Here is a 22016-nt window from a genome sequence, read left to right on the forward strand (position 1 = left end):
CCGCTTCCTTAGTTCTTATCTATATCATAACAAAAAAAGAAGCCATTCAGAGCTTTAATCTCCGAATAGCTTCTTTCTCTCAACTTGTGGGATAGAAACATTGAACCTTAATGTTCTGTTTGGCCGAAACGTTCCTGAATCATATTGGCAATCTCCTGGACCTGTGCCTCCACGGCAAGAGGATCATAAGGCCAGAACCGTTCCCCATCCAGCTTAAACACTCGATTGTTCTTCACAGCGTCCAGGGATGACCAGACGGGTGATGTTTCATCCAGCGAACCTCCATTGGATAAATCGAGGAAAATATAATCACCTGCATAATCCGCCAGTTTCTCCTCGGATACAGTTACAGTATCTTTATCCTGATCAATCAGTTCCTTTTGCACAATGTCTGGTGCTTTCAGTCCGAGCTGTTGGTAGATGGCTTGTCCACCGCGGTTGACACCATCTCCGTTGATGTACCAATCCTTACCAAAGAGACTGAAGTTGGAAAAGGTCGTACCTTCCTTGACCAGCCCTTGAATGGAGTCCTTGGCTGACTTCACTTTTACTTCGAATTGGGATAACCAGTCTGCAGCTTCCTTTTGTTTGTTTAGGATTTCCCCAAAGGCAGTGATTTCCTCATGCACATTGTCGTATGTACCATAAGGGATGATGAGGGTTGGTGCGATTTTGCGATATTGCTCATTCAGCTTCTCATCCCCACCTACAGTGACGATCAGGTCGGGCTCAAGCGAAAGAATTTTTTCGACTGAACCGCCGTCGATACGACCAATGTCTGCTACGCCTTCAATCAGATCAAGCACATAAGGGCTTTCCAGCTCATAATCCGGTGCGCCTACTGGCTTGACGCCAAGTGCGAGAAAATCAGCGAGGTAACCCTGCGTCACAATCCGCTGCGGGTTCGTGGGTATTTCAACGTCTCCATTAACGGTGGATATGATCTGCGTTTCTGCGGAGCTGTCTGCCGTTTGTTCTTTTGTAGTAACATATGAGGAAGTTTTATTTTCTCTTGTATCATCCGCTTGGCTTGAGCAGCCAATAATTCCAATCACCAGTACCAGGAACATAAGCCCAGTCCACCATTTTGATTTAACCCCTGTCATTCTGCTTCTCCCCAATCAATAATGATTATCTTTCTCAATAAAACCTCCTTAGTATCGTAGCTTTTGGATACAAGTATCGTCCATCTCAAAATGTGACCTCTTGAGCATGGACAATGGTTACCTGTTCTTTTCACCATTCTCCCGAATCAGGATATCTACCATAAGCTGAAGCTGCTTTTCCAGAGCCAGCGCATCATTACACCAGAATTGTTCCAGCTTGAGCGGATATATCCGGCTATTTCCGTTATTCATAATCTTGTTCCAGTATGGTCTTTCCCTGAGTTTGACTTGTGCATCATGATACAGACCGCCTTCATGTGAGGGAAGCACGAGAAACATATGGTTTGCCGCATAATCCGTCAATTGATCTTCCTGGATAGACTGATGATTGTGGGATTCCAGAACGTCACGCAGGATATTGGGGGCAGGTGTAAGATTAAGTCCGTAGTATACGTTGTATGCCGCTCTGGCGGTTACATTCCAGATACAGATCGTGCCATCTTCCCAGAGTTCATATAACCCAACGGTTTCATCAGGCTGGATTGCAGCACCAAGTCGTTCAGCTTCACTGCTGACCAGTGCGGTGTAATGCTCTATCCAGTCTTCGGCAGCCTGCTCTCGACCTATGATTCGTCCGATGAGTTGAACGGTCTCCAGTCGATTTAACTGGTCCCATGGCAGGACCATAACCGGAGCAATCTGTTCCAGTTGTTCGAGCTTATGGGGCAAATAGTATAGATAATCTGGCGCAATGATCAGATCAGGTGGTTCAGTTCGGAGGATTTCTTCCACACCATGTTCATCCAAATCCAGCACATCATGCAACTCGTCTTGGATCAGCGGTGACATCGCCCAGGGTAGGAATGAGGCGGCAATGGGTTTAACGCCTAAGGCTAACAGATCTCCTGTGTACTGTACGGTAGCAATTCGTCTTGCGCGGGGCTGTAGTCGGTATTCACTTGGGCTAATCCCAGTAAACTGTTTGAATTTTCGACTTAAGTATAAACCATCGGAGTACCCCACAAGCAGCGCAATTTCATTCAAGGTGGCCTGCGTAGACAACAGATATTGCTTCGTCTTGTCCATACGAACTCGGGTCAAGTGAGCCTGGAAGCTGCGTCCAACCTGTTTTTGAAAGAACCTCGAGAAGTAACTCGCATTAAACCCGGTTAATCTGGCGAGTTCTTCACGGGTGAGATGGCTGTCATAGTGATGGTTAATATAGCGAAGTGCTTCACGAATTATACTGTCTACCATCTCTGTAGAAGGTTTAATCGCCAGCTTGAATAATTCGAGCAATTCACTCAGCAGATAATGGGATCTGGCTTCTTCGGTCTGGGCACTTCCTGTCCTCGTTTCGGAAAGCTCCTGGATGATTGCGAGCATTCGCAGAACCTGTGGACTTGCTCCGGTCTTCGAACCATGTGAGGGCAAGTTCATTGATGTAAGCTGATAAACACGCTTGTCAGGACTCTCTTCCGTTAATGCGTAATCCTGAAAACCGATATGATACAAGGTGAAGACAGAAGGCGGGATATGTATAAGCTCCAGGGAGCACTGGGAATGTAGAAAAAGTAACTGCCCTTTATGTAGAACACCGTGTTCATTACCATATCTATAGTTCACCGTCGCCGTGCAGGTAACCAACGAAGGCGTTTTTATGGAAATGGCACTGTTGTGCTGTGTGGATTCCCATGGAATAACACTGGCATTTGTCAGTACAAACATATCTGTGGCCTCCTTAGCTGTATATACTATCTATGAACATATGGATGTATGGACTCGATTATATCAATCTGTGTAAGAGACGTCGATGTATACAGATGAGCGAAGACAGGTGAACAGACTAAGGCTTGCTCCGCTGTGAATAACTATAATAAAAAAAGCCTTGATACTCCCCTAAGGAAATAACAAGACTTCTTCCATATTAAAGACAGATGTCGTTATCCATATACGTACGGCTGAAGATGTAGAGCGACTTGCTCCGTCTGCCGGACCATGTCGGGTGAGAAGGTGCAAGGCAGTCTGCTGCCAACGAGCAGCACGGCGCCAGGCACGCTTCCTTCCTGGAACACAGGTACCGCTATGGCACTTACCAACCGCTCAGCAAGCATTAACGGGCAACGACCGGGTGTATGCTCCCCGGTGGATTGTGCATCAGATCGGGCTGTGCGTCCAGTCCGAAGGGCTGTGCCCACCAGATCTTGTCCGGGGCGCATTTCCATGCGCTTCACCCGTTCATTACTAGCCCCGGAGGTATACTTCCAGCGTAGCATCGTCCCGTTCAGACAGGCAAGTCCACAGAAGTCGCTGGATGTGTTCAGGCGCAGGCCGTCGATCATCTCCTGAATGCCAGATGGCAGTTCATCATGCATGAGAGGACACTTCCTTTTTCGGATTATATCGATCATTCCTGTGTAATTAATATCGGTAACCTTGGTTCAAGGATCATCTTCCAAGTAAGGGTATTAGGATGTTAGTTCTATTGTAGACCCTTTCTCGTACATTGTAATTCAGGGAAAACCCCTATTTCCGTTCCGTAATTTACTGAACTTGGGCAGTGGAGGACTCCTGAGTCAGGTGCACCAAGGGATTGAAGAAATGCGAAGGATGAGGCATATCGGTGAAATGTGACTTTTCTCACAGCAAATTCAGGGAGTTTCTCGTCAAGGATCAGGTAATCCCCCGATAACCCTCGCGTTACTTTCGCGGTATGATGGATACATAAGGAATCACCGAGGGGGACGAAGGTTATGGGTACAGTATTTGTAGAAAGAACAACCCAAAGAGCAGAGCAGAAACAAGCGGAGGCGGGCAAAATGACACGGGAAACAGGCGGAATCCTTTCGTTCGTTACATCTGAGCAATGGGACCTGATTGAAGCAAAAATGCAACCCAAACGGGTGAAGTCGGGATATAGTCTCTTTCTCGAAGGCGATGAAGCCGGATATCTGTACTACATTCGTTCGGGACGAGTGAAAATGACCAAGTCGACGGAGGATGGCAAGGAAATTATTTTATCCATTCAACAAAGCGGCGATCTCATCGGTGAATTCGGAGGCATCGGCGGATTGAATCATAGCTACAGTGCAGAGATGGCGGAAAAAGGGGAACTGGCCATTATCTCGCTTAGCGATCTGGAAAGTATACTCAGCAAACATGGCGACCTTGCCTTGAAATTCCTGCAATGGATGGCACTGTCGCAGCGGATTACCCAGTCGAGATTCCGTGATTTGCTGCTCTATGGCAAGGCGGGTGCCCTCGCTTCGACACTGATCCGTGCCAGCAATTCGTATGGCAGGGTTACACCGGATGGTATTGTGCTGGACATGAAGCTGAACCATACCGATCTTGCCGAGATGATTGGAGCTACCCGGGAGAGCGTAACGCGGATGCTGGGGGCATGGAAAGAACAAGGTACGCTGGATATGATGGACGGCAAACTGATGATTCGGGATCTGGCAGCCTTGCGTTGTATGTGTGGATGTCCGACATTCCCGAGCTGTCCGGTAGAGCTGTGCCGACTGTAAATTAGTTTGTTCAGAGGCTTCACCTCCATTGGCGATTGGGGTCGTTACGGAGAAAAAGAAAAGAAAAGCTGGCGTCCCATATATGGGAGTCAGCTTTTTGAGTTTCCGTGAAATTGTTCATGTGCATATTCCTTTGCAAGAATCGAATATAGACACGAATCATGATATTCCCCTTTGTAAAACCAATGCTCTCGCATCAGACCTTCACGCTGCATACCAATCTTTTGCATAACGTTCTCTGAAGCTTTGTTGTTCGGGCGGCATTTCGCATAAATTCGGTGTACACCAAGTGTATTGAAGCCAAAGCCAAGAATGGCTCGGGCTGATTCGGCAGCATACCCTTTTCCCTGATAAACGGGATTGAGCACATAACCGATCTCAGCGTTCGTGTTTTCGATGTGAAGGCCAACACCACCGATCAGTATGCCCTCCTTTTTCAAACATATCGCCAGTTCAAAGCCCGCTCGTGGTTGTGTTTGCTGCATGTCCAACACAAACTGCACGTATGCTCGAGTATCCTCTTCGGTATTTGGTCCCCATGCCGTGTGTTGAGTAACCTCTGTCATGGATGTGTAGTTATGTATACTCTCCCAGTCTGTCTCCAGAATATCCCTGATGATGAGTCGTTCAGTCTCCAATTGCATCGTTGTTCACTCCTTCACGTTTGAATAACTTTACTGTACATTGTACAACAAAAATAGCCCATAACAGATTCAACGAATGAATCGGTCATGAGCCGTAATGTAGATCTATGATGTATAAGGCATGCTATTGTGGTTGTTTACATTGAACTGCGGGATAAGTATAAGCCAGCTTACGGATAATTTCCTTTTGCCATCTCGTATCACCCAGATTGGTTGCCAGGTTCAGAAGATCCAAATAATCGTCAAGCTGCAGATCAGCCTTTTGCAGAGTTGTATTCATTCGATGTTCGTTCCCCTTTATCTATAAAATCGTAAAATCATATGCAGTAGAAAGTTACAAAGAGACAAGTTCAAGAATGATAATCATTATCACATTTATATATTCATTATGCAATGAACGCTGGCAAAATGCAATCCCAAGTCCGCAACGAATTTAACTTTTTTCTGAAAATAGGCTCATCCACAGCACATAGGGAATGTATACACCGAGATATGCAGACGGATACAGGAACCAGCCATTCAGCAGGAAATGGTGAATCTCGGTGGTGAATGTGGTCATATGCGCATTCGTCGCATACACATCACCTGCGATGACCGTTGCCGCACTATAGAAGCAGAGCAGCGCAAGAATATGAAACAATCGTCTAACCATCCGGGAACGAAGAGCAACATAAGCCATAATCAGCGGAACAATCAACAAGATTATCAAAAATACCAATTTCATCATCGTTTTACTCCTTCGGTAAATGGAATTCTAATGATAATCAGTATGGGCCAATAGACTCAACTTCTAAACTTTTTCATAAACTTTACAAAAAGAAAGAGGAATTCAGCATATGAACAATTAAATTAAAGGAGGATAACCCATTATCAGGTAATTATGAGGAGGAGAAAGGGAATATGAAAAAGGCGTTATGGCAGCACTGGATCGGGGCATTCCTGGTCTTTATCATGATGGCAACCGCACTGCTGGGGCTGGGTTCACAGAGTCCGGTACAAGCTGCAGCACCACTTACGGTATCTCAGGCCATCGCTGCCCAGAGCGGTGGAGGAACAGCGACGGTTGAAGGAATCATTGTTGGACATGCTACCGGGTCACTTACAGCCAAGTTTACATCTCCGTATGCCAATGATTTTAATGTTCTGATTGCCGATTCAGCGTCAGAGCGAACTAACGCCAGATTATTGGATGTGCAGATTCCCTCATCTTTCCGATCGCAATATGGATTGGCGTCCAACCCCAGTCTTGTAGGCAAAAAGATCATCGTAACCGGAACCCTTGGTGCTTACAACAGCTATGCAGGAGTCAAAAACCCAACGTCCATCGCGCTTTCCTCCGGAACAACCAATCCTGATCCAGAACCGAACCCGGGCACAACACTGCCGGATGGTACCGGTAAGAAAGTATTGTTCGATAATACCCACGCCCAGACAGCAGGTGCTGCCGACTGGATTATTGACGGGGCATTTTCGGATTTTGCCAATGGTTTGCGAAACGCAGGCTTTGCCGTGGATCAGCTGGAACGCAGCATCCCGTATACATTCGGTGAGCAAGCCATCACCTATAATAAATTGAAAGATTACGACGTCTTTGTCATTGGCGAAGCCAACGTACCGTTCAAAGCGACAGAACAGGCTGCGCTGGTGCAGTACGTACAGAACGGAGGAAGTGTTTTCTTCATCTCCGACCACTACAATGCAGACCGCAACAAAAACCGCTGGGATTCTTCTGAAGTATTCAACGGCTATCGCCGCGGTGCCTTCCTGAATCCAGCCAAAGGCATGTCTTCGGCTGAAGCCGAATCACCAGCGATGCAGAGTGTGACGAGTTCAGACTGGCTCGCGACGAACTTTGGTGTCCGTTTCCGCTACAATGCTCTTGGAGATGTAAATGCATCGGATATCGTTGCACCTGCACAATCCTTCGGCATTACGGCTGGTGTTAATTCTGTAGCGATGCATGCGGGATCGACCATTGCGATTATAGACCCTAACAAGGCTAAAGGCTTGGTCTATGTACCAAGTGGTGTGTCCAAGTGGGGTAATGCCGTGGATCAGGGCGTATATAACGGTGGTGGACGAGCTGAAGGAGCCTATGCTGCCATTGCAAAGGTTGGTGCGGGCAAAGCCGCATTTATCGGTGACTCTTCACCTGTAGAAGACGCGACTCCGAAATATTTGCGTGAAGAGACCGGTGCTACGAAGAAGACCTATGATGGATTCAAAGAAGTGGATGATGCAACGTTCCTTGTGAATACTGTGAAATGGCTTGCGGTCAAAGAGAGCTACACCAGTCTGGCACAAGTGCCAGGACTAACATTGGATACGGCAACAAGCCTGCTTTCGATGGAAGCTCCAGCTGCATCAACCGAGCCGCAACTTGAGCCATGGGCTGCACCCGCGGCAGGGTACAAATGGTATGACCCAACTACATTTAAAGCAGGTTCATACGGAAAAGCACAATAAGTGAAGTAGACATCAACTCAACATGTGAATAGGGCCTGGCCGTGGAGTTTTGCGGACAGGCTCTTTTTTTGCTTGTTATATCAGTGACATTCACGAACATGATTAGCTCATACCACCCTGCCATTGCATAAATATCTGCTACGGAGGGGAAGGTATGGGTACTAATGATGCGGCGTGAAGCCCAACCCAACCAGAGGAGGCGGCGAATGATGACTCACCAAGCAGACTGTGACAGTTCCTCGATGAGACAGAAGCTCAAGGCAGATCTGCATCGTGTGGCGGATCGAATGAACATGACGTTATCCCGTTTTGACAATGACAGTGTCTGTCTGTTGGGGCAGTTTGCAGAGATTCGAGCGGAAATTAAGCAGATTGAGGTGCTCGCCTCTTCGTTTTATCTGGATTGTTATCTGTCACCCTTTACCGAGAAGTTTGCCGAATTAACATCGAGCGTACAGCATCTATCTGACCGGAGATATGGGGCGTTGATTGTGATTGAACGGGAGATTCCGTTGGAGTCGATCATTCACTCAGGCGTGACTGTGGATGCAAGAGTGACACATGCGTTGCTGGAATCATTGTTTATCCCCGGTGCACCTCTGCATGATGGGGCTGTTCTGATTCGTGGCAATCAGATCGTATCCGCTGGCAATGTGCTGCCGTTGTCGCAAGCGGAAGTGCATGAACGAAAAATAGGCACTCGTCATCGGGCAGCACTGGGACTCAGTGAATTGACGGATGCGGTTGTGCTGGTTGTCTCCGAGGAGACAGGACAGGCTTCATTTGCTGTGGATGGGGATTTGCATCCAATTAATGTGGTTGAAACGCTCCCTTAAATGTGAACGATCAAGTAGCCTACTTGGGGCTATTAAGTTGATGCAGTTGAAGGAAGTGTACCTTTCTCCTGTAAGGGAGAGAGGTTTTTCTATTGATAGACGATAAAATTAAAATCTGAAATTCGACAGCTTTGCTCCCCCCATACGAGAAGCATCGTTCGATGCTTCTCTGACATTGCGATGTGATTTTGCACAAACTGGGTATTCATGGGTACAATAGAGGATGGTCAATGAATAGAGAACAATGCGATTGGATCGCAAAAATGGTTGGAGGAGACGGTTAGCACATGAGTTGGTTTGAAGCAATGGAGCATCACGATTATGAGGAACTGGTTCTGTGCCAGGATCGAAATTCAGGGTTAAAAGCAATTATCGCCATACACGACACAACACTCGGCCCTGCGCTGGGAGGCACACGGATGTGGACTTATGCTTCAGAAGAAGCCGCCATTGAAGATGCCCTGCGCCTTGCCCGTGGTATGACATATAAGAATGCGGTATCCGGACTGAATCTGGGCGGCGGCAAAACCGTTATTATCGGAGATCCAAGGCGCGACAAAAACGAAGCCATGTTTCGAGCGTTTGGACGATATATTCAAGGGTTGAACGGACGTTATATCACGGCCGAAGATGTGGGAACAACGGAAGAGGACATGAACCTGATCTATCAGGAAACCGATTATGTGACAGGCATCTCGGCGAGCTATGGTTCATCCGGTAATCCATCACCTGCAACGGCTTGGGGTGTATATCGGGGGATCAAGGCAGCAGCGAAAGAAGCATTTGGTACCGATCTGCTGGAGGGTAAAACGATAGCGGTCCAAGGTGTCGGCAATGTGGCGATGCATCTGTGCAAATATCTGTATGAGGAAGGTGCACATCTGATCGTTACGGATATCCATAAGGACTCGGTGAAACAGGCTGTGGATCGCTTCGGCGCGACAGCTGTTGACCCCGCAGACATTACTAGTGTGGATTGCGATATCTATGCACCATGTGCACTGGGCGGCACGATTAATGACGATACGCTTAAGACACTTAAAGCGAAGGTTGTAGCGGGCTGTGCCAATAATCAGCTGCTGGAGACCCGGCATGGGGATCAACTGTATGATATGGGCATCGTTTACGCGCCTGACTATGTTATCAATGCAGGTGGTGTCATTAACATTGCGGATGAGCTGAACGGTTATAATGCGGATCGGGCCTGGAGCAAGATCGGAGAGATCTATTCCAATCTGGAGAAAATATTCGAAAGCTCACGTACCGAGGGCATCGCAACCTATGTTGCCGCAGATCGACTGGCTGAGCGACGGATAGAACAGATGAAGAATACGCGCAGTACATTCCTGCAGAATGGTCACCATGCACTGAGTTCCCGGAGATTGCGCAAGTAAACGTAATTGAATCATTACCAAATCTGTAATTGGTCTGTTAGATAACGGCAACATCCATTCCCAAGATGGATAGTCGATCTGACAGGCCATTTTTTTATGTTGCTATCAGAAAAAAAGAAAACAGTGGCAATATCTCCCTAAATGATCAATTCTACTATAGATTTTTCCGATAATGTATGTACATCGTTCAGATGCATATGGTTCAGGGAAGTGGGGAGAAGTGGGAAATGGGGAAAAGAAAAGGGTTAGGGCATAGGATCAAAAATATGTCGCTTAAAATCAAACTGCCTTTCATGATCAGTGTATTGGTTGTTTTGGTTCTGCTTGGTGCAACGACCACAAGTTATATGATCTCATCTGATGTTGTGGTCAGGAAAAGCAAGGATGAGATTAATGTGATGGCTGACCGCCTTGGGGAAGGGCTTTGGACAGCGATGCAACTTCAGCAACAATTGAGTCATGCGATATCCGTACATAATACCTTCAAGGAACTCTTGGAGCTGCGTAATACAACTGACATGACGGATGAAGAATTTTTATCGGATGAGAACCCATATTTTAATAAGGCCAATACGATCTTGACCGACAGTATATCGGAAACGGAAGGAAGTAAGCCAGATCTGTTCGTGTTTGATAAGGAAGGAATCATGGTGGCGGGAACCATGCCGGAAGTGATTGGACAGTCACGGGGAGATCGGGAATATTTCCAGGAGTCCATACAGGGGAAATCCTTCATCAGTGATGCGATCGTTTCGAAGAATAGCAAGAAGCTCATTATTGCATTCTCGGAGCCCATCATCGATGAAGAGGGGAATATCCTGGGTGTGCTTGCTATGTCGGTGGACAGCAGCTTTTTCCTGGGCCAACTCGGGGACATCCAGATCAATGGTCAGGGCAGAGTTGAAGTGCTGAGCCGGAGCGGTATCATTATGTATGATTCATTGGATCCTTCCATTGTGGGACAAACGCTGGAAGAGGACAAGGAAGCCATGGAACTTATGGAGGCCAGAGCCACCGACAAAGTGAAAATCAATTCGATGGATCGAGATGATACCTACTATCGTATCAATCAGATTCCTGGTGCAGATCTCTCCGTGGTCATTATTGACGATTATGATGATATTAAGCGCCCGGTAGAGGATATACAGCGCCAGATGCTTATCGTGACCTTGATTGGAATTGCTCTGGCTATTGGCGTGGGATTGTTGATCTCTCGTAGTATAACGAGACCTATCATTCGTCTGATCGGGCTGTTCAAACAGCTTGCTCAAGGGGATCTGACCGTTAAGGCCAATGGCAGATATAACAGTGAATTCAAGGATCTGGCTGAGAGCTTTAATGGTATGGTGGAGCAGAACAGGAACCTTATTACCGATATGAATAATTCGATTCATGTTCTTCAGGACAGCACTCAGGAATTGGAGGAGACATCCAGACAGACGGCAAGATCCATTGATGAGACCTCGGCGACGTCCATGGGGATTGCAAAAGCGATGGAGGCTCAATCGGAAGATACCGAGCAGATTGCAAGTAAATTCAACAGCTTTGGCGATAAAGTGGCTGCCATGAACAGCAGTGCACAGGATGTGAAGGCAAGAGCGGATGAGATCGAAACGGTATTCCACAACGGGAATGAAGTCGTCAATGAACTGATGCGTATCAATGAGGTGAACGAACGGGAAGTGGAGAAGATCTCTGAGATTACCGTCAAACTTCAAACGAGTTCGGGCAGTATTAGTCAGATCACGGAAGCCATCAGCCAGATTGCGAAGCAGACCAATCTGCTTGCATTGAATGCTTCAATTGAAGCATCACGGGCGGGGGAGCATGGCAGAGGATTTGCAGTTGTAGCCGAGGAAATCCGCAACCTGGCAGAGCAGAGTTCCCGCCAGTCCAAGGAAATCTCCAGCATTATCGAGCAGAATCTGGCCGATGTCGCCGAGAACAACCAAAGTGTTGCAGAGATTCACACCATCTCGTCCAGACAGGATGAGCTTGTCATTCAGACCCGTCAGGCGTTTGATGTGATTTTGGAGAAGGTATCGGTCATTAATCAACAGATCGCTACAATGGCAGGACAGATGCAAGAGATGTTGCAGAACAAGGATGTTGTACTGGAGTCAGCCCATAGTTTGTCGGCTTCAGGAGAGCAGGTATCCGCTTCGGTTGAAGAAGTAACAGCAACCATGATGGAGCAGTCTTCCACGGTGCAGCAGTTGGCAAACATGGTCGATACGATCGATCAATTGACGCAAAAGCTGGCCGAATCGGCTGCGCGATTCAAGGTGGAGTAAGAGTCTGTCTCAAAAGGAATTCCGCCTCGCTCCAAGCGCTAACGAACCTACCGCACCTTAAAAGGCGGATCATCAGAGCTTGCAAGATTTAAAGAATCTCAGTAACGCTATTTCGTCAAAAACGTTGTCAAAACCTAAAAAATCGAGCGAACCGACGAAATAACGTCTCTGTGATTCGTTAAATTTCAGATTGGGGCAAATGGGACCGAATAGCGTGTCTCAGGTTCATTAAAACAAAATAACACGAACAAGGGATGTCCCCTGTCATATTCATGACTTATAGGACATCCCCTTCTTTTTTATGGTCCAGATCAATGTGCTCTAATCCATTTAGTGATCAATGAGATGCAACAGTTGAGGGAGCGGTGTGCGAGGCTTGGGCATAGGCTGATCTTCAGCGTTAAAATACCCCATGTGAAGTGTGCCTACTATTTTTTCCTCTGATGTCACACCAATGGCTTCACAGAATAGTGGATTTTCGTTGAAAGGACTTGTCTTCCATACGACGCCGATCTGTTGTTCCCAGGCGAGCAACTGTATGTTCTGAATCAGTGCCGAGGTTGCAGCAAAAGCCTCTTCCCACGCTTTGGAGGGCAGGTTGGCTGTCATAACCACAACCAGATGCACAGGTGTCTGTTCACAATAGGCTGCTCTGATTTGTTGTCCGTACTTTGCTACAAATTTAGGATTGCGTGTACTCAATACAGCGCTCGCGAATGTTTCTCTGCCCTCATTCATAAACAGAATGAAGCGCCAAGGTTCCTTTTTGGAGTGAAAAGGAGCCCATATCGCGTCCCCCAGAATCTCATGAATCGTTTCCAAGGGAATGGGTAGGCCATTAAATTCCTGAATCGTGCGTCGTTCGATCACGGTCTGCCTAAGGCTTGTTTTGGGTTTCATCATGTCCATCTATAACTCGAAGGAAGCAGCGATCTCATCAATAATTTTGCTAAGACCGATGGGACCGTATCCTGCAAACCACAGGTTGGCATCACCGATATATACATGATCGTTCTTGACTGCATTCAGATTGGACCAGATGGATGTATCCATGATGTTATTAAGCACAACCTTGTTTTCTTCCCCTGGACGAAGAATGATAAACAGTCGATCCGGGTTCAGCTCAGGCAGAATTTCCTCGGAGACTGCCACATTCCATGATCCCTGGAAGTCTACACTGTCTACTGAAGCAGGGGTTAATCCCAGAGCACCAAACAGAGTGAAGTTATCATCAGGTTTAATCAACTGAAGCTGTTTATCCTGTACGCGCATGTAGGCCACCGTTTCGTTTTTGGCTTTTACGGCAAGCTCATCATGGGTTGTGGTCACTTTGGCATCATAGGCATCTTTGACCGCTTGGGCTTCTTTTTCTTTGCCAAGAACGGTTGCCGTTTCCATGAATCGCTCCCAGTCTCCTTTTTCTTCATTATCAAAAAGGATCGTTGGAGCAATCTTGGAGAGTTGCTCATAGTTTGCTTCATTTAACGTTTTGGAGGCCAGAATGAGATCCGGCTCAGCCTGGAGCAATGCTTCAAAATTGGGAGACTCGCCGGATCCTATGGCAGTGGTATCTTTCATCTGATCTGCCAGATATTCAGGGAATCCGAGATCGTTATACGTTACCATGGCTGTCGGCTCAATGCCGAGAGCGAGTAATTGGTCAGCAAAGACGTAGAGCATACCCGCTATTTTTTTGGGTTCAGCAGGAATTTCGATGTCCCCTTTAATCGTGGAAATGGTACGTGTATTCTCACTTCCCTGTTCAGCCGTTGATGGTTCTGCCCCATTGGATTCGGGTGAAGCGGAGCTCCCGCTGTTCTGGGAAGTCCCACAGCCCGCAAGCATGCTGCATAGAAGAAGAACGGTTATAAGGAATCGTCCTGATTTGAAAAAGGTAGAGAAGCGTTGGTTGTTAGGTAAAGACACGTTGTACACACCCTTTAACTGATTTTGATTATCATTATCAAAATAATTATAGGTGCATTCCAAATCGTAATCCATGGATATTCCTGTTTAATCCATGGACGTTTGGCTCAGGAACAACTGACTAACCCGATTGAGAAACAGATTATGAGCCAAGGAAGTATAACAGGAGTAGGGGGAGGAATCGCCCAATTCATAGACTTGATTCGTACGAACCGCCTTCCATTGCTGCCAGATTGAATTTTGCATAAGCAACGCTACAGTGTGCGCACGCTCGTCTGCTCGGCCACTTGTAAACAGAATGAAGTGTTCAATATCGGACTGGACCAGCTGTTCCAGTGACATTAAACGGGAATGGGATACGTGGTGTAGAGCTTGGGGTACGGATAACTGCAAATCATCATAGAGTACCGTCCCCAGATTACGGTTGCCGTAGACCCGGAACTGTCCATCCTCGTATTGCGCCACAGCCACAGGACGGTCATCCAGGGCATGTTGTATTCCGGATATGTTTCGGTTGACCGATAACTCATAACGTTCCAGCCATTCTTCACCAGCTGTCATTTTGCCCACGGATTGTGCAATGGAGTACAACTGTGTACGCCAATCTCCTGCAAAAGGTATGGTACAAGTGGAGGCAATATGCCGAAATAATTCGGCTTTTTTGGGCTCTTCATAATCGGTTCCTTCATAACCAATGATTAGTTCCGGGTGTGCGTTCATTAATAGTTCCAGATCAGGCTGATCTCTGCCCACTTGAATCACATTTTTGAATTCATATGAGGTTCTATGGACCGGATTAATCAGTGCCGCATATGGCTCAATACCAAGGGCAAGCAGATGCCCCGTATATGGATGGGCAAGTGAAGCGATACGTGTTACGGAGCGATGCTTTTTAATATAAACCATGGGAGACAATCCGGTGGTTGCTTTGAATTTTCGGCTGAAATAGAATTCATCTTCATACCCGACCTGGCGTGCTGTTTGTTTGATCGTGTTGTCTGAGGCCAGTAGCAGATCGCCGGCTTCCCGGATACGTACGGCATTCAAATATTCGATGGGGCCTTGTCCAATCATTTTTTTGAACAATCTGGAATAACGGTTGACACTCAGTCCAGCCATTTCAGCCAGTTTTTCGCGTGTGAAGTTCTCCTGATAATGTGTATGGATATATTTTTGGCTCTGCCTTACCGCTTCAATTGCTGTATCTTCCTGGAATTTCTGCTTCTTCTGCTTCAATAGGACAAGACAAAGTTCCTGAAAGAGGATCTGACGTGCCATTCCAGCCCATGGATCTTTCTTCTGCCCACCTTCATGGATTTGAATGGCGAGAACGGGAGCTGAGGGAACAACAGTGGCAATGCATTCAAGATGTGGATCAATAACTTGCTGCATGTTGCCATCCAGTTCTTCGTTGTAGACATTGTAGGTTAAGGTGACACATTCAAAATCAGGCTGTACCTCGGTAGTTGCGATACAGGTGTGAGAAGGCGGGACGGAAAGGACTTGAGGAGCGCATAGGGAGATGATTTTGTCTTCGACTTTGACGGTCAAGCTCCCTTTGATCACAATAAGCAGCGTATGATGTGGTTGGGATGGAAAGGACACTTGTTCAGCATTGTTGTCGATACGCCGGGCATCAATGAGCCTATATAAAAGATTCATGAGTTTCATCTAATCTTCTCCTGACTGCTGTGAATGTACATACTATACTGCTGCTTGTAAAAGTTCTCTATATCAAAACGTAATGCACTTCTGGTTCAGCAGCTTCATGAATTGATCCAGCGCACTGCTGACATACCGATCCTCACCGCGGACAAAGGTTGTCGTGGTATGAGTAAAGCGATCTGCGAGATCAAATACGGAGAATTCATCCGGTTTCTTGTGAATAACGTTGCACGGCATAATGGTAAAAGCAATTCCAGACTCCACACAGCTAAGCAGGTTTTCCATCGTACTCACTTCGATAATATTGCGAGCGGACAACCCCTCTTCCTGCAAAAATTCTTCGGTCATTTCACGATACGGGCAGCCCTCGGGGAAAACAACCCATGATACTTGGCACAGGCTTTCGGGTGGTGTATCCATGCGCTTGGAGATGATATGAACCGTGTCCTGCATCTCATATTCCACCTTCAGACCCTCTTTCACACAAGCCCCGCTGATAAAAGCACCATCAATCTCATAGTTCTGTATTTTCTTGCGCAGTACTTTGGGTGAAGTGGCGTTAACAAGTGAAATGGACACCTTCGGGTAGGTTATTTGATATTCATTCAGAATCTCCATAAAGCGGCTGGATGCCGCCGTTTCTACAATGCCGATTTTCAGCGTACCGGAAGGTTCACCGGGATCGGTCATATCCTGCTTCAGATCGTGTAAAAGGTTGTGAATGCGTGTGGCGTACTCAACAAACTGCTCACCTTTGGAGGTCAGGACAACGCCTTTGGGAAATCGGTTGAACAGCTGGATTTGATATTCCTGCTCCAGTTTTTTGATGCGTGTAGTGACATTGGATTGTGCGTAATTCAGTTCTTTGGCAGCCTGTGAGATTTTGCCTGAACGTGCCACCGCGAGAACAATATCGATATCGGAAAGTTCCATGCTGTATCCTCCTGAACGTGGATTAACTTACATTGCTTCCGCAGATGTTGATGTTAGGTATCTCTCTGAGAGATACAAGTATATATTTCAATCATTTTACGATATATCAGAGCCGCCGTACAATATCCCTAATGACAAAGAGAGTAGGGATATGAGATGGATAACATGAATACACGTTCAACACTATTAAGCCCGGTGACGATTCATCAGTGGCAATTAAGGAATCGAGTGGTGATGGCACCGTTGACCCGGGGATTTGCTGATGATCAGGAGGGGACCGTGACGGATGAGATGGTGGCATATTATGAGCAGCGTGCGCGGGATGGTGTGGGACTGATCATTACCGAGGGTATTAACCCGAATCTGGCAGGCAAAGGCACTTACGGCATCCCCGGTTTATATACAGATGAACAGACGACTTCTTGGAAAAGGGTAACGGATGCTGTTCACAGACATGGCGGCACCATTATTGCTCAACTGTGGCATGTCGGCAGGTTGTCCCATTCCGATCTGATCGGAACCGCTCCACTGGCACCCTCCAGCCTTGCAGCAGAAGGAAGAGTGCATAAGCTGCATAAGCCGTATCAGGTGCCCCAAGCGATGAGTACACAGGATATAGCGGATACGATTCAGTATTTTCAGACGGCCGCCCGCAATGCGGTTCTGGCAGGGTTCGACGGGATCGAGCTGCATGCTGCGCATGGGTATCTAATCGACCAGTTTATCAATGAGAAGACCAACCACAGAACAGATGAATATGGAGGAGACACTGCGGGTAGATTGCGGTTCCTGCGGGATATTATTGTGGCTGTGAAAAAAGAGATCCCTGTCGATCTCATATCGGTACGATTTTCCGAGAAAAAGGATGATGATTCATCCTATGCATGGGCAGATAAAGCTGGAATGATCGATGCATATCTGAACTTGTTCCGCGAGACGGGAATTACGATCTTGCATCCCTCAACAGATCATTATGCGAAAGCGTGGGATGGTGAGCAGTCCTTTCACGAGCGGATTCGAAGTCAGTGGGATGGAATCATCATTGGTGTGGGGGATCTGGATGTTCATGCTGCAGAGCACGCTATTGGCAAGGGAAGTATAGATCTGGCTGCGTTCGGAAGACCGTTTATCGCAAACCCTGATCTGGTGCGTAAATTGAATGCGGGTGAGCAATTGGTCGAGTATGATGCGACTACGCATCTGCCCGTGTTGGTGTAAAAGAGAAAATCGAGTAAGAGAAGAAATCGAAAAAATCGAAAAAAGTAGAAAACACTACTGACATACTGTTGGCAAGAGCGGTCTTGTATGATCAAGATAACCTAAACAACCAACCCCATATATAAAGGAGATCATTACATTATGTCAGTAATTGGACCGGATTTCATTTCACTTCAAGTGAGCAATCTTGAAGGCTCTGCCGAATTTTATCAAAACTATCTTGGCCTGGTACGCTCACAGGCGGGACCACCTCATGCGGTGGTCTTTGACACCAAGCCGATTGCATTTGCTCTACGTGACCTATTGCCAGGAACAGAACTCGGTTCAAGTGCGCAGCCAGGACTTGGTGTTGCTCTGTGGCTTCATGCCCCGGATACGCAAGAAATTCACGACAAGCTTGTTGCAGCAGGCGTGAAAATTACATCTGCACCAATAGATGGACCATTCGGACGAACCTTTACATTTGCCGATCCAGACGGGTATCAAGTTACCATTCACAGTAAAGCCTAATACGTAGATGTATCCATCTTAATAACAGTGATACCTTCCTGTCACAGGGAGCCAAGTGAGTATTACAACAATAAGGGCAGAGCTAATCTTGATGATTAGCTCTGCCCTTATTCCGTTATTCGGATTCAGCGATATATTCATTCTATTCATTGCTGACAACTACCGCTTTCTTTTCCGTAAAGTAATACACCAAAGCGAGCAGCGGCATGATCAGGCCAATCAGCGTTGTGAGACTCCAGCCTCCGTGAGCATAAGACCAGCTTCCAAGAGATGAACCAATCGCACCGCCGACAAAAAAGATCGACATGAATATGCCATTCACACGCCCTCTCGCTTCACTTCCTAAGGAGTAGATGATGCGTTGACCCAGCACCAGATTTCCTGAGACAGCCATATCCAGTGTGATTGCCACGATAACAAGCAGGATCAATGCAAACGTGGAGTGGCTCTGGAACACATAAGCAAGACCGAATGAAGCAGCAGCGATCACCATGGCAGCACCCGTCAGAATACGCGTTAGCCCACGATCGGCCAGTCTTCCGGCAATGGGAGCGGCAACAGCACCTCCGACACCAGCCAGAGCGAACCAGGCAATGCCTTGCTGTGACATGCCAAAATCGTTAGCCAGTCTCAGCGGAACCGTGGTCCAGAACAAGCTGAAAGCACCAAACAGACTGGCCTGATAGAACGCCCGGCGGCGCAGCAGCGGCATCGTTCTGAACAGTGTGCCCAAGGACACGATTAATTGCCCGTATTTCAAGGTGGGTTCAGGTTGGCGAGCAGGAAGAGCACGTGACAGGAGCAGCATGAGAAGTGTTATGACAATGGCGGAGAATACAAAAACTGTCTGCCATCCGAAGAGGCTGGTGATAAAGCTTGCGACAGGACGAGCCAGCATAATGCCCAGCAGCAGACCACTCATTACATTGCCCACAACACGCCCGCGCTGCTCTTCGGAAGTAAGATATGTTGCATAGGGCACCAGAATCTGAGCGACAACAGAACCTATACCAATGAATAGAGAGGCAGTCAGAAATACAACAGCTGTAGGTGAGAAAGCCGCAGCAATCAGGGCAACAACCAGTACGATGAGGAAAAGAACGACCAGGCGTCGATTCTCGGTAATGTCACTGAGCGGCACGATGAATAACAAACCAATAACATAACCAATCTGAGTCAACGTTACGATCAATCCGGCAGCGGCAGAAGATAGCCCCGTGGTTATGCTGATCGGTCCGATAACGGTCTGAGCATAATACAGATTTGCCACGATCAATCCACAAGCGGATGCCAGCAAAAAAATAATCCAGGTGGGTACAGGTGCCTTCTTCACTTGTTGTCTCATATCCATATCCATGATAATCATCCTCCACAATTCTACATTTGTATTCGCAATAAACAGTTAATATTAAAATCGTCAATTACTAAACGTTGTGTTCACTAATTACAAATATATAATAAACTAAACGTACAGTATTGTAAATAGGCGGAATATATTTGTGGAAAAAATACATATGCGGAGGATAGAATTGTGTGTACTCATGGCAGTTTAGTATAATGAACGTATCGTTTTTATGAAAATTACTGATGATTAAATATATTTTATACATCCAGGAGGGCTCAAGATGACTGCCAAAAGAGGACGTCCACGTAACATGGAAACCCAGAATGCCATTCTTACAGCATCGTATGATTTGTTGTTGGAGCACGGATTCGGGGCGGTTACAATCGAGAAGATTGCTGAACGTGCACAAGTGAGCAAAGCCACTATCTACAAATGGTGGCCGAATAAAGGCGCTGTCATCATGGACGGATATATGTCTGCTGCAACGGCAAGATTGCCAGTGCCGGATACAGGCTCGGTATTGGAGGATATACGCATACATGCGAGTAATCTGGTTCGTTTTTTGACCAGTCGGGAAGGAAAAGTGATTACGCAGATTATTGGGGAAGGGCAGTCGGATGAAGGGCTTGCCGAAGAATACCGCACAAGATATATCCAACCACGTCGGCGTGAAGCTCGGGGAATTCTGGAGAAGGGTGTGGAGCGTGGCGAATTGAAAAGTGGGATAGACATTGGACTGTACATTGATCTGATCTACGGGCCGGTGTTCTATCGCATGTTAGTGACGGGTGAAGCGATGGAGGATGCGTTTGTAGATGTGTTGCTCCGTTCCTTGTTTGAAGGCATTCAGGCCAAATAGGTACAGAGAGAGCGGCGATACAAGTGGGAGGAAGAGGGAAGAGGGCGATTCGTAGGAATCACCCTGGAAGGAACCGAAGTGTATTGTCGGGGAGAACTAAACCTGGAATATAGGTGAGATGGCTGTGGGCCATGAATCTGTAACATTAGAGGAAAGGAAGGATGAGTGCTGGGTTAACATCGGGGGTTCATTCCATACCGAACTGGGCAGTTCGCGGCGTAATACAGGGGCAACTTCCTTGGCAAAACGCTCCACTTGCTCCAACTGCTCGCTATGCGTCAGTCCATCTACGCTGATACTCAGCACCTGATGTCCGTAAGCGGCATGGTAGTCCAGAATTTTCTCAATGACCTGCTCCGGACTCCCGATTAACGCTGGACCTCGTGCAATGTTATCCTCCAGATCGGTAAAAGGAGACTGGTTATGCTGTGCGGCGGCGGTGGCATGGAACGCTTCATAATATGGCTTATAACGGCGAATGGCTTCTTCACCCGTATCCGCCAGATAGAGACTGCCGGCACCAGAGCCAATTACGGCTTGCTGCGGATCATGACCATAATAATCGAGGCGCTCCCGATAATGATCAATTAACGCTTTGTATTTGGCCTGAGGGTGAAAAGAATTCGACGTGAAGAGCGGCTCGCCATATTTGGCAGCGAGTTCGGTCGAGACCGTGCTGGACGCGCTACCATGCCAGATCGGGATGGATTGCTGAAGCGGCCTGGGCCACGTGGTCACTCCCTCAAGAGGAGTGCGATACGTTCCCTGCCAGGTTACATTCTCTTCAGACCAAAGTCGTTTTAGCAAATGATAGCGTTCATCAAGTGAATCCCATTGTTCCTCTTCGCTTATGCCGAACAGCGGATAGTGCCGAGGGTCATTGCCTTTCCCGATGATCATCTCCAGCCGTCCGCCCGATAATTGATCCAGCGTGGCATAATCCTCGGCAACCCGGACCGGATCAAGTATACTAAGAACAGTAACGGTGGTTAGTAACCGAATGCGTGTGGTTGCTGCGGCTATTGCGGTTAATACGACAGGTGGCGAGGAAGATAGAAAAGGCGCACCGTGTCGTTCACCGATTCCATAGGCATCGAATCCCAGTCGTTCAGCCAGCTTTGCTTGCTCTAATATATTGTGGAATTTCTGCTGAGTCGTCAGAGCTTCCCCGGTTACGGCATTAGGCAGATTCATCATGAGACTAAACAAGGCAAATTTCATCTGACCTTCTCCTCGAACTGAATTGATAGTATCTGTGTCGTATAATCCTATTGAAATAGTAGGATATGT

General features: G+C 47.2%; 20 protein-coding genes. 8 read left to right on the forward strand and 12 right to left on the reverse strand.

The genetic code is table 11. The features are described 5' to 3' along the window. Nucleotides 1-107 precede the first annotated feature (107 nt). The 3 genes from V6669_RS01960 to V6669_RS01970 form a co-directional block, all read right to left on the reverse strand. A complete protein-coding gene (locus tag V6669_RS01960) occupies nucleotides 108-1106 on the reverse strand; it encodes an ABC transporter substrate-binding protein (RefSeq protein WP_338590212.1) in 999 nt (332 codons plus the stop codon). 117 nt (nucleotides 1107-1223) lie between these two features. After that, entirely contained in the window at nucleotides 1224-2834 is a 1611-nt protein-coding gene (locus V6669_RS01965; RefSeq protein WP_338590214.1) for an AraC family transcriptional regulator, read from the reverse strand. A 215-nt stretch (nucleotides 2835-3049) separates the two neighbouring features. Then, nucleotides 3050-3481 (reverse strand): GAF domain-containing protein, encoded by a 432-nt coding sequence (locus V6669_RS01970; RefSeq protein ID WP_338590216.1) that lies wholly within the window; start codon nucleotides 3479-3481, stop codon nucleotides 3050-3052. Between the two features lie 378 nt (nucleotides 3482-3859). Between V6669_RS01970 and V6669_RS01975 the strand changes: the two genes are divergently transcribed. Beyond that, complete coding sequence (locus V6669_RS01975; protein ID WP_240768291.1) at nucleotides 3860-4636, forward strand: Crp/Fnr family transcriptional regulator; 777 nt, start codon at nucleotides 3860-3862, stop codon at nucleotides 4634-4636. A gap of 89 nt (nucleotides 4637-4725) precedes the next feature. On the opposite strand, the gene V6669_RS01980 is transcribed toward V6669_RS01975, so the two are convergent. From V6669_RS01980 to V6669_RS01990, 3 genes are all read right to left on the reverse strand, one after another. Beyond that, a complete protein-coding gene (locus V6669_RS01980; RefSeq protein ID WP_338590220.1) occupies nucleotides 4726-5280 on the reverse strand; it encodes a GNAT family protein in 555 nt (184 codons plus the stop codon). 124 nt (nucleotides 5281-5404) lie between these two features. Then, nucleotides 5405-5560 (reverse strand): hypothetical protein, encoded by a 156-nt coding sequence (locus V6669_RS01985; RefSeq protein WP_017691064.1) that lies wholly within the window; start codon nucleotides 5558-5560, stop codon nucleotides 5405-5407. 153 nt (nucleotides 5561-5713) lie between these two features. Then, nucleotides 5714-6007, reverse strand: a complete 294-nt coding sequence (locus tag V6669_RS01990) for a hypothetical protein (protein ID WP_338590222.1) — start codon at nucleotides 6005-6007, stop codon at nucleotides 5714-5716. Nucleotides 6008-6231: 224 nt separating this feature from the next. Between V6669_RS01990 and V6669_RS01995 the strand changes: the two genes are divergently transcribed. The 4 genes from V6669_RS01995 to V6669_RS02010 all read left to right on the forward strand — a co-directional run bounded on the left by V6669_RS01995 (nucleotide 6232) and on the right by V6669_RS02010 (nucleotide 12270). Further along, nucleotides 6232-7746, forward strand: coding sequence for a DUF6359 domain-containing protein (locus tag V6669_RS01995; RefSeq protein ID WP_338594813.1), 1515 nt, complete (start codon nucleotides 6232-6234; stop codon nucleotides 7744-7746). 206 nt (nucleotides 7747-7952) lie between these two features. Beyond that, nucleotides 7953-8582, forward strand: a complete 630-nt coding sequence (cdaS, locus tag V6669_RS02000; protein WP_338590224.1) for a sporulation-specific diadenylate cyclase CdaS — start codon at nucleotides 7953-7955, stop codon at nucleotides 8580-8582. Between the two features lie 287 nt (nucleotides 8583-8869). Beyond that, entirely contained in the window at nucleotides 8870-9976 is a 1107-nt protein-coding gene (locus V6669_RS02005; RefSeq protein WP_017691060.1) for a Glu/Leu/Phe/Val dehydrogenase, read from the forward strand. 227 nt (nucleotides 9977-10203) lie between these two features. Next, nucleotides 10204-12270: a methyl-accepting chemotaxis protein gene (locus V6669_RS02010; RefSeq protein ID WP_338590227.1), complete on the forward strand. Its 2067-nt coding sequence runs from the start codon at nucleotides 10204-10206 to the stop codon at nucleotides 12268-12270. A gap of 330 nt (nucleotides 12271-12600) precedes the next feature. Here the strand turns inward: V6669_RS02010 and V6669_RS02015 are convergent, their stop codons facing one another. From V6669_RS02015 to V6669_RS02030, 4 genes are all read right to left on the reverse strand, one after another. Then, nucleotides 12601-13173: a nitroreductase gene (locus tag V6669_RS02015; protein ID WP_338590229.1), complete on the reverse strand. Its 573-nt coding sequence runs from the start codon at nucleotides 13171-13173 to the stop codon at nucleotides 12601-12603. A 6-nt stretch (nucleotides 13174-13179) separates the two neighbouring features. Continuing rightward, nucleotides 13180-14196 carry an iron-siderophore ABC transporter substrate-binding protein gene (locus tag V6669_RS02020; RefSeq protein WP_338590231.1) on the reverse strand — a complete coding sequence of 339 codons (1017 nt, stop codon included), beginning with the start codon at nucleotides 14194-14196 and terminating at the stop codon, nucleotides 13180-13182. Between the two features lie 87 nt (nucleotides 14197-14283). Then, nucleotides 14284-15867 carry an AraC family transcriptional regulator gene (locus tag V6669_RS02025; RefSeq protein ID WP_338590233.1) on the reverse strand — a complete coding sequence of 528 codons (1584 nt, stop codon included), beginning with the start codon at nucleotides 15865-15867 and terminating at the stop codon, nucleotides 14284-14286. Nucleotides 15868-15930: 63 nt separating this feature from the next. After that, nucleotides 15931-16794, reverse strand: coding sequence for a LysR family transcriptional regulator (locus V6669_RS02030; protein ID WP_338590235.1), 864 nt, complete (start codon nucleotides 16792-16794; stop codon nucleotides 15931-15933). Nucleotides 16795-16959: 165 nt separating this feature from the next. Here V6669_RS02030 and V6669_RS02035 point away from each other — a divergent pair, with 165 nt between their 5' ends. Continuing rightward, complete coding sequence (locus V6669_RS02035; protein WP_338590237.1) at nucleotides 16960-18012, forward strand: alkene reductase; 1053 nt, start codon at nucleotides 16960-16962, stop codon at nucleotides 18010-18012. Between the two features lie 141 nt (nucleotides 18013-18153). Next, nucleotides 18154-18522: a VOC family protein gene (locus V6669_RS02040; RefSeq protein ID WP_338590239.1), complete on the forward strand. Its 369-nt coding sequence runs from the start codon at nucleotides 18154-18156 to the stop codon at nucleotides 18520-18522. A gap of 142 nt (nucleotides 18523-18664) precedes the next feature. Here the strand turns inward: V6669_RS02040 and V6669_RS02045 are convergent, their stop codons facing one another. Beyond that, complete coding sequence (locus V6669_RS02045) at nucleotides 18665-19879, reverse strand: MFS transporter (RefSeq protein ID WP_338590241.1); 1215 nt, start codon at nucleotides 19877-19879, stop codon at nucleotides 18665-18667. A 268-nt stretch (nucleotides 19880-20147) separates the two neighbouring features. Between V6669_RS02045 and V6669_RS02050 the strand changes: the two genes are divergently transcribed. Then, nucleotides 20148-20726, forward strand: a complete 579-nt coding sequence (locus V6669_RS02050) for a TetR/AcrR family transcriptional regulator (RefSeq protein ID WP_338590243.1) — start codon at nucleotides 20148-20150, stop codon at nucleotides 20724-20726. A 96-nt stretch (nucleotides 20727-20822) separates the two neighbouring features. Here V6669_RS02050 and V6669_RS02055 read toward each other — a convergent pair whose 3' ends face one another. After that, nucleotides 20823-21947, reverse strand: a complete 1125-nt coding sequence (locus V6669_RS02055) for an LLM class flavin-dependent oxidoreductase (RefSeq protein ID WP_338590245.1) — start codon at nucleotides 21945-21947, stop codon at nucleotides 20823-20825. Nucleotides 21948-22016: the final 69 nt, after the last annotated feature.

Source organism: Paenibacillus sp. Y5S-9 (assembly GCF_036894235.1).
Lineage (GTDB): Bacteria > Bacillota > Bacilli > Paenibacillales > Paenibacillaceae > Paenibacillus.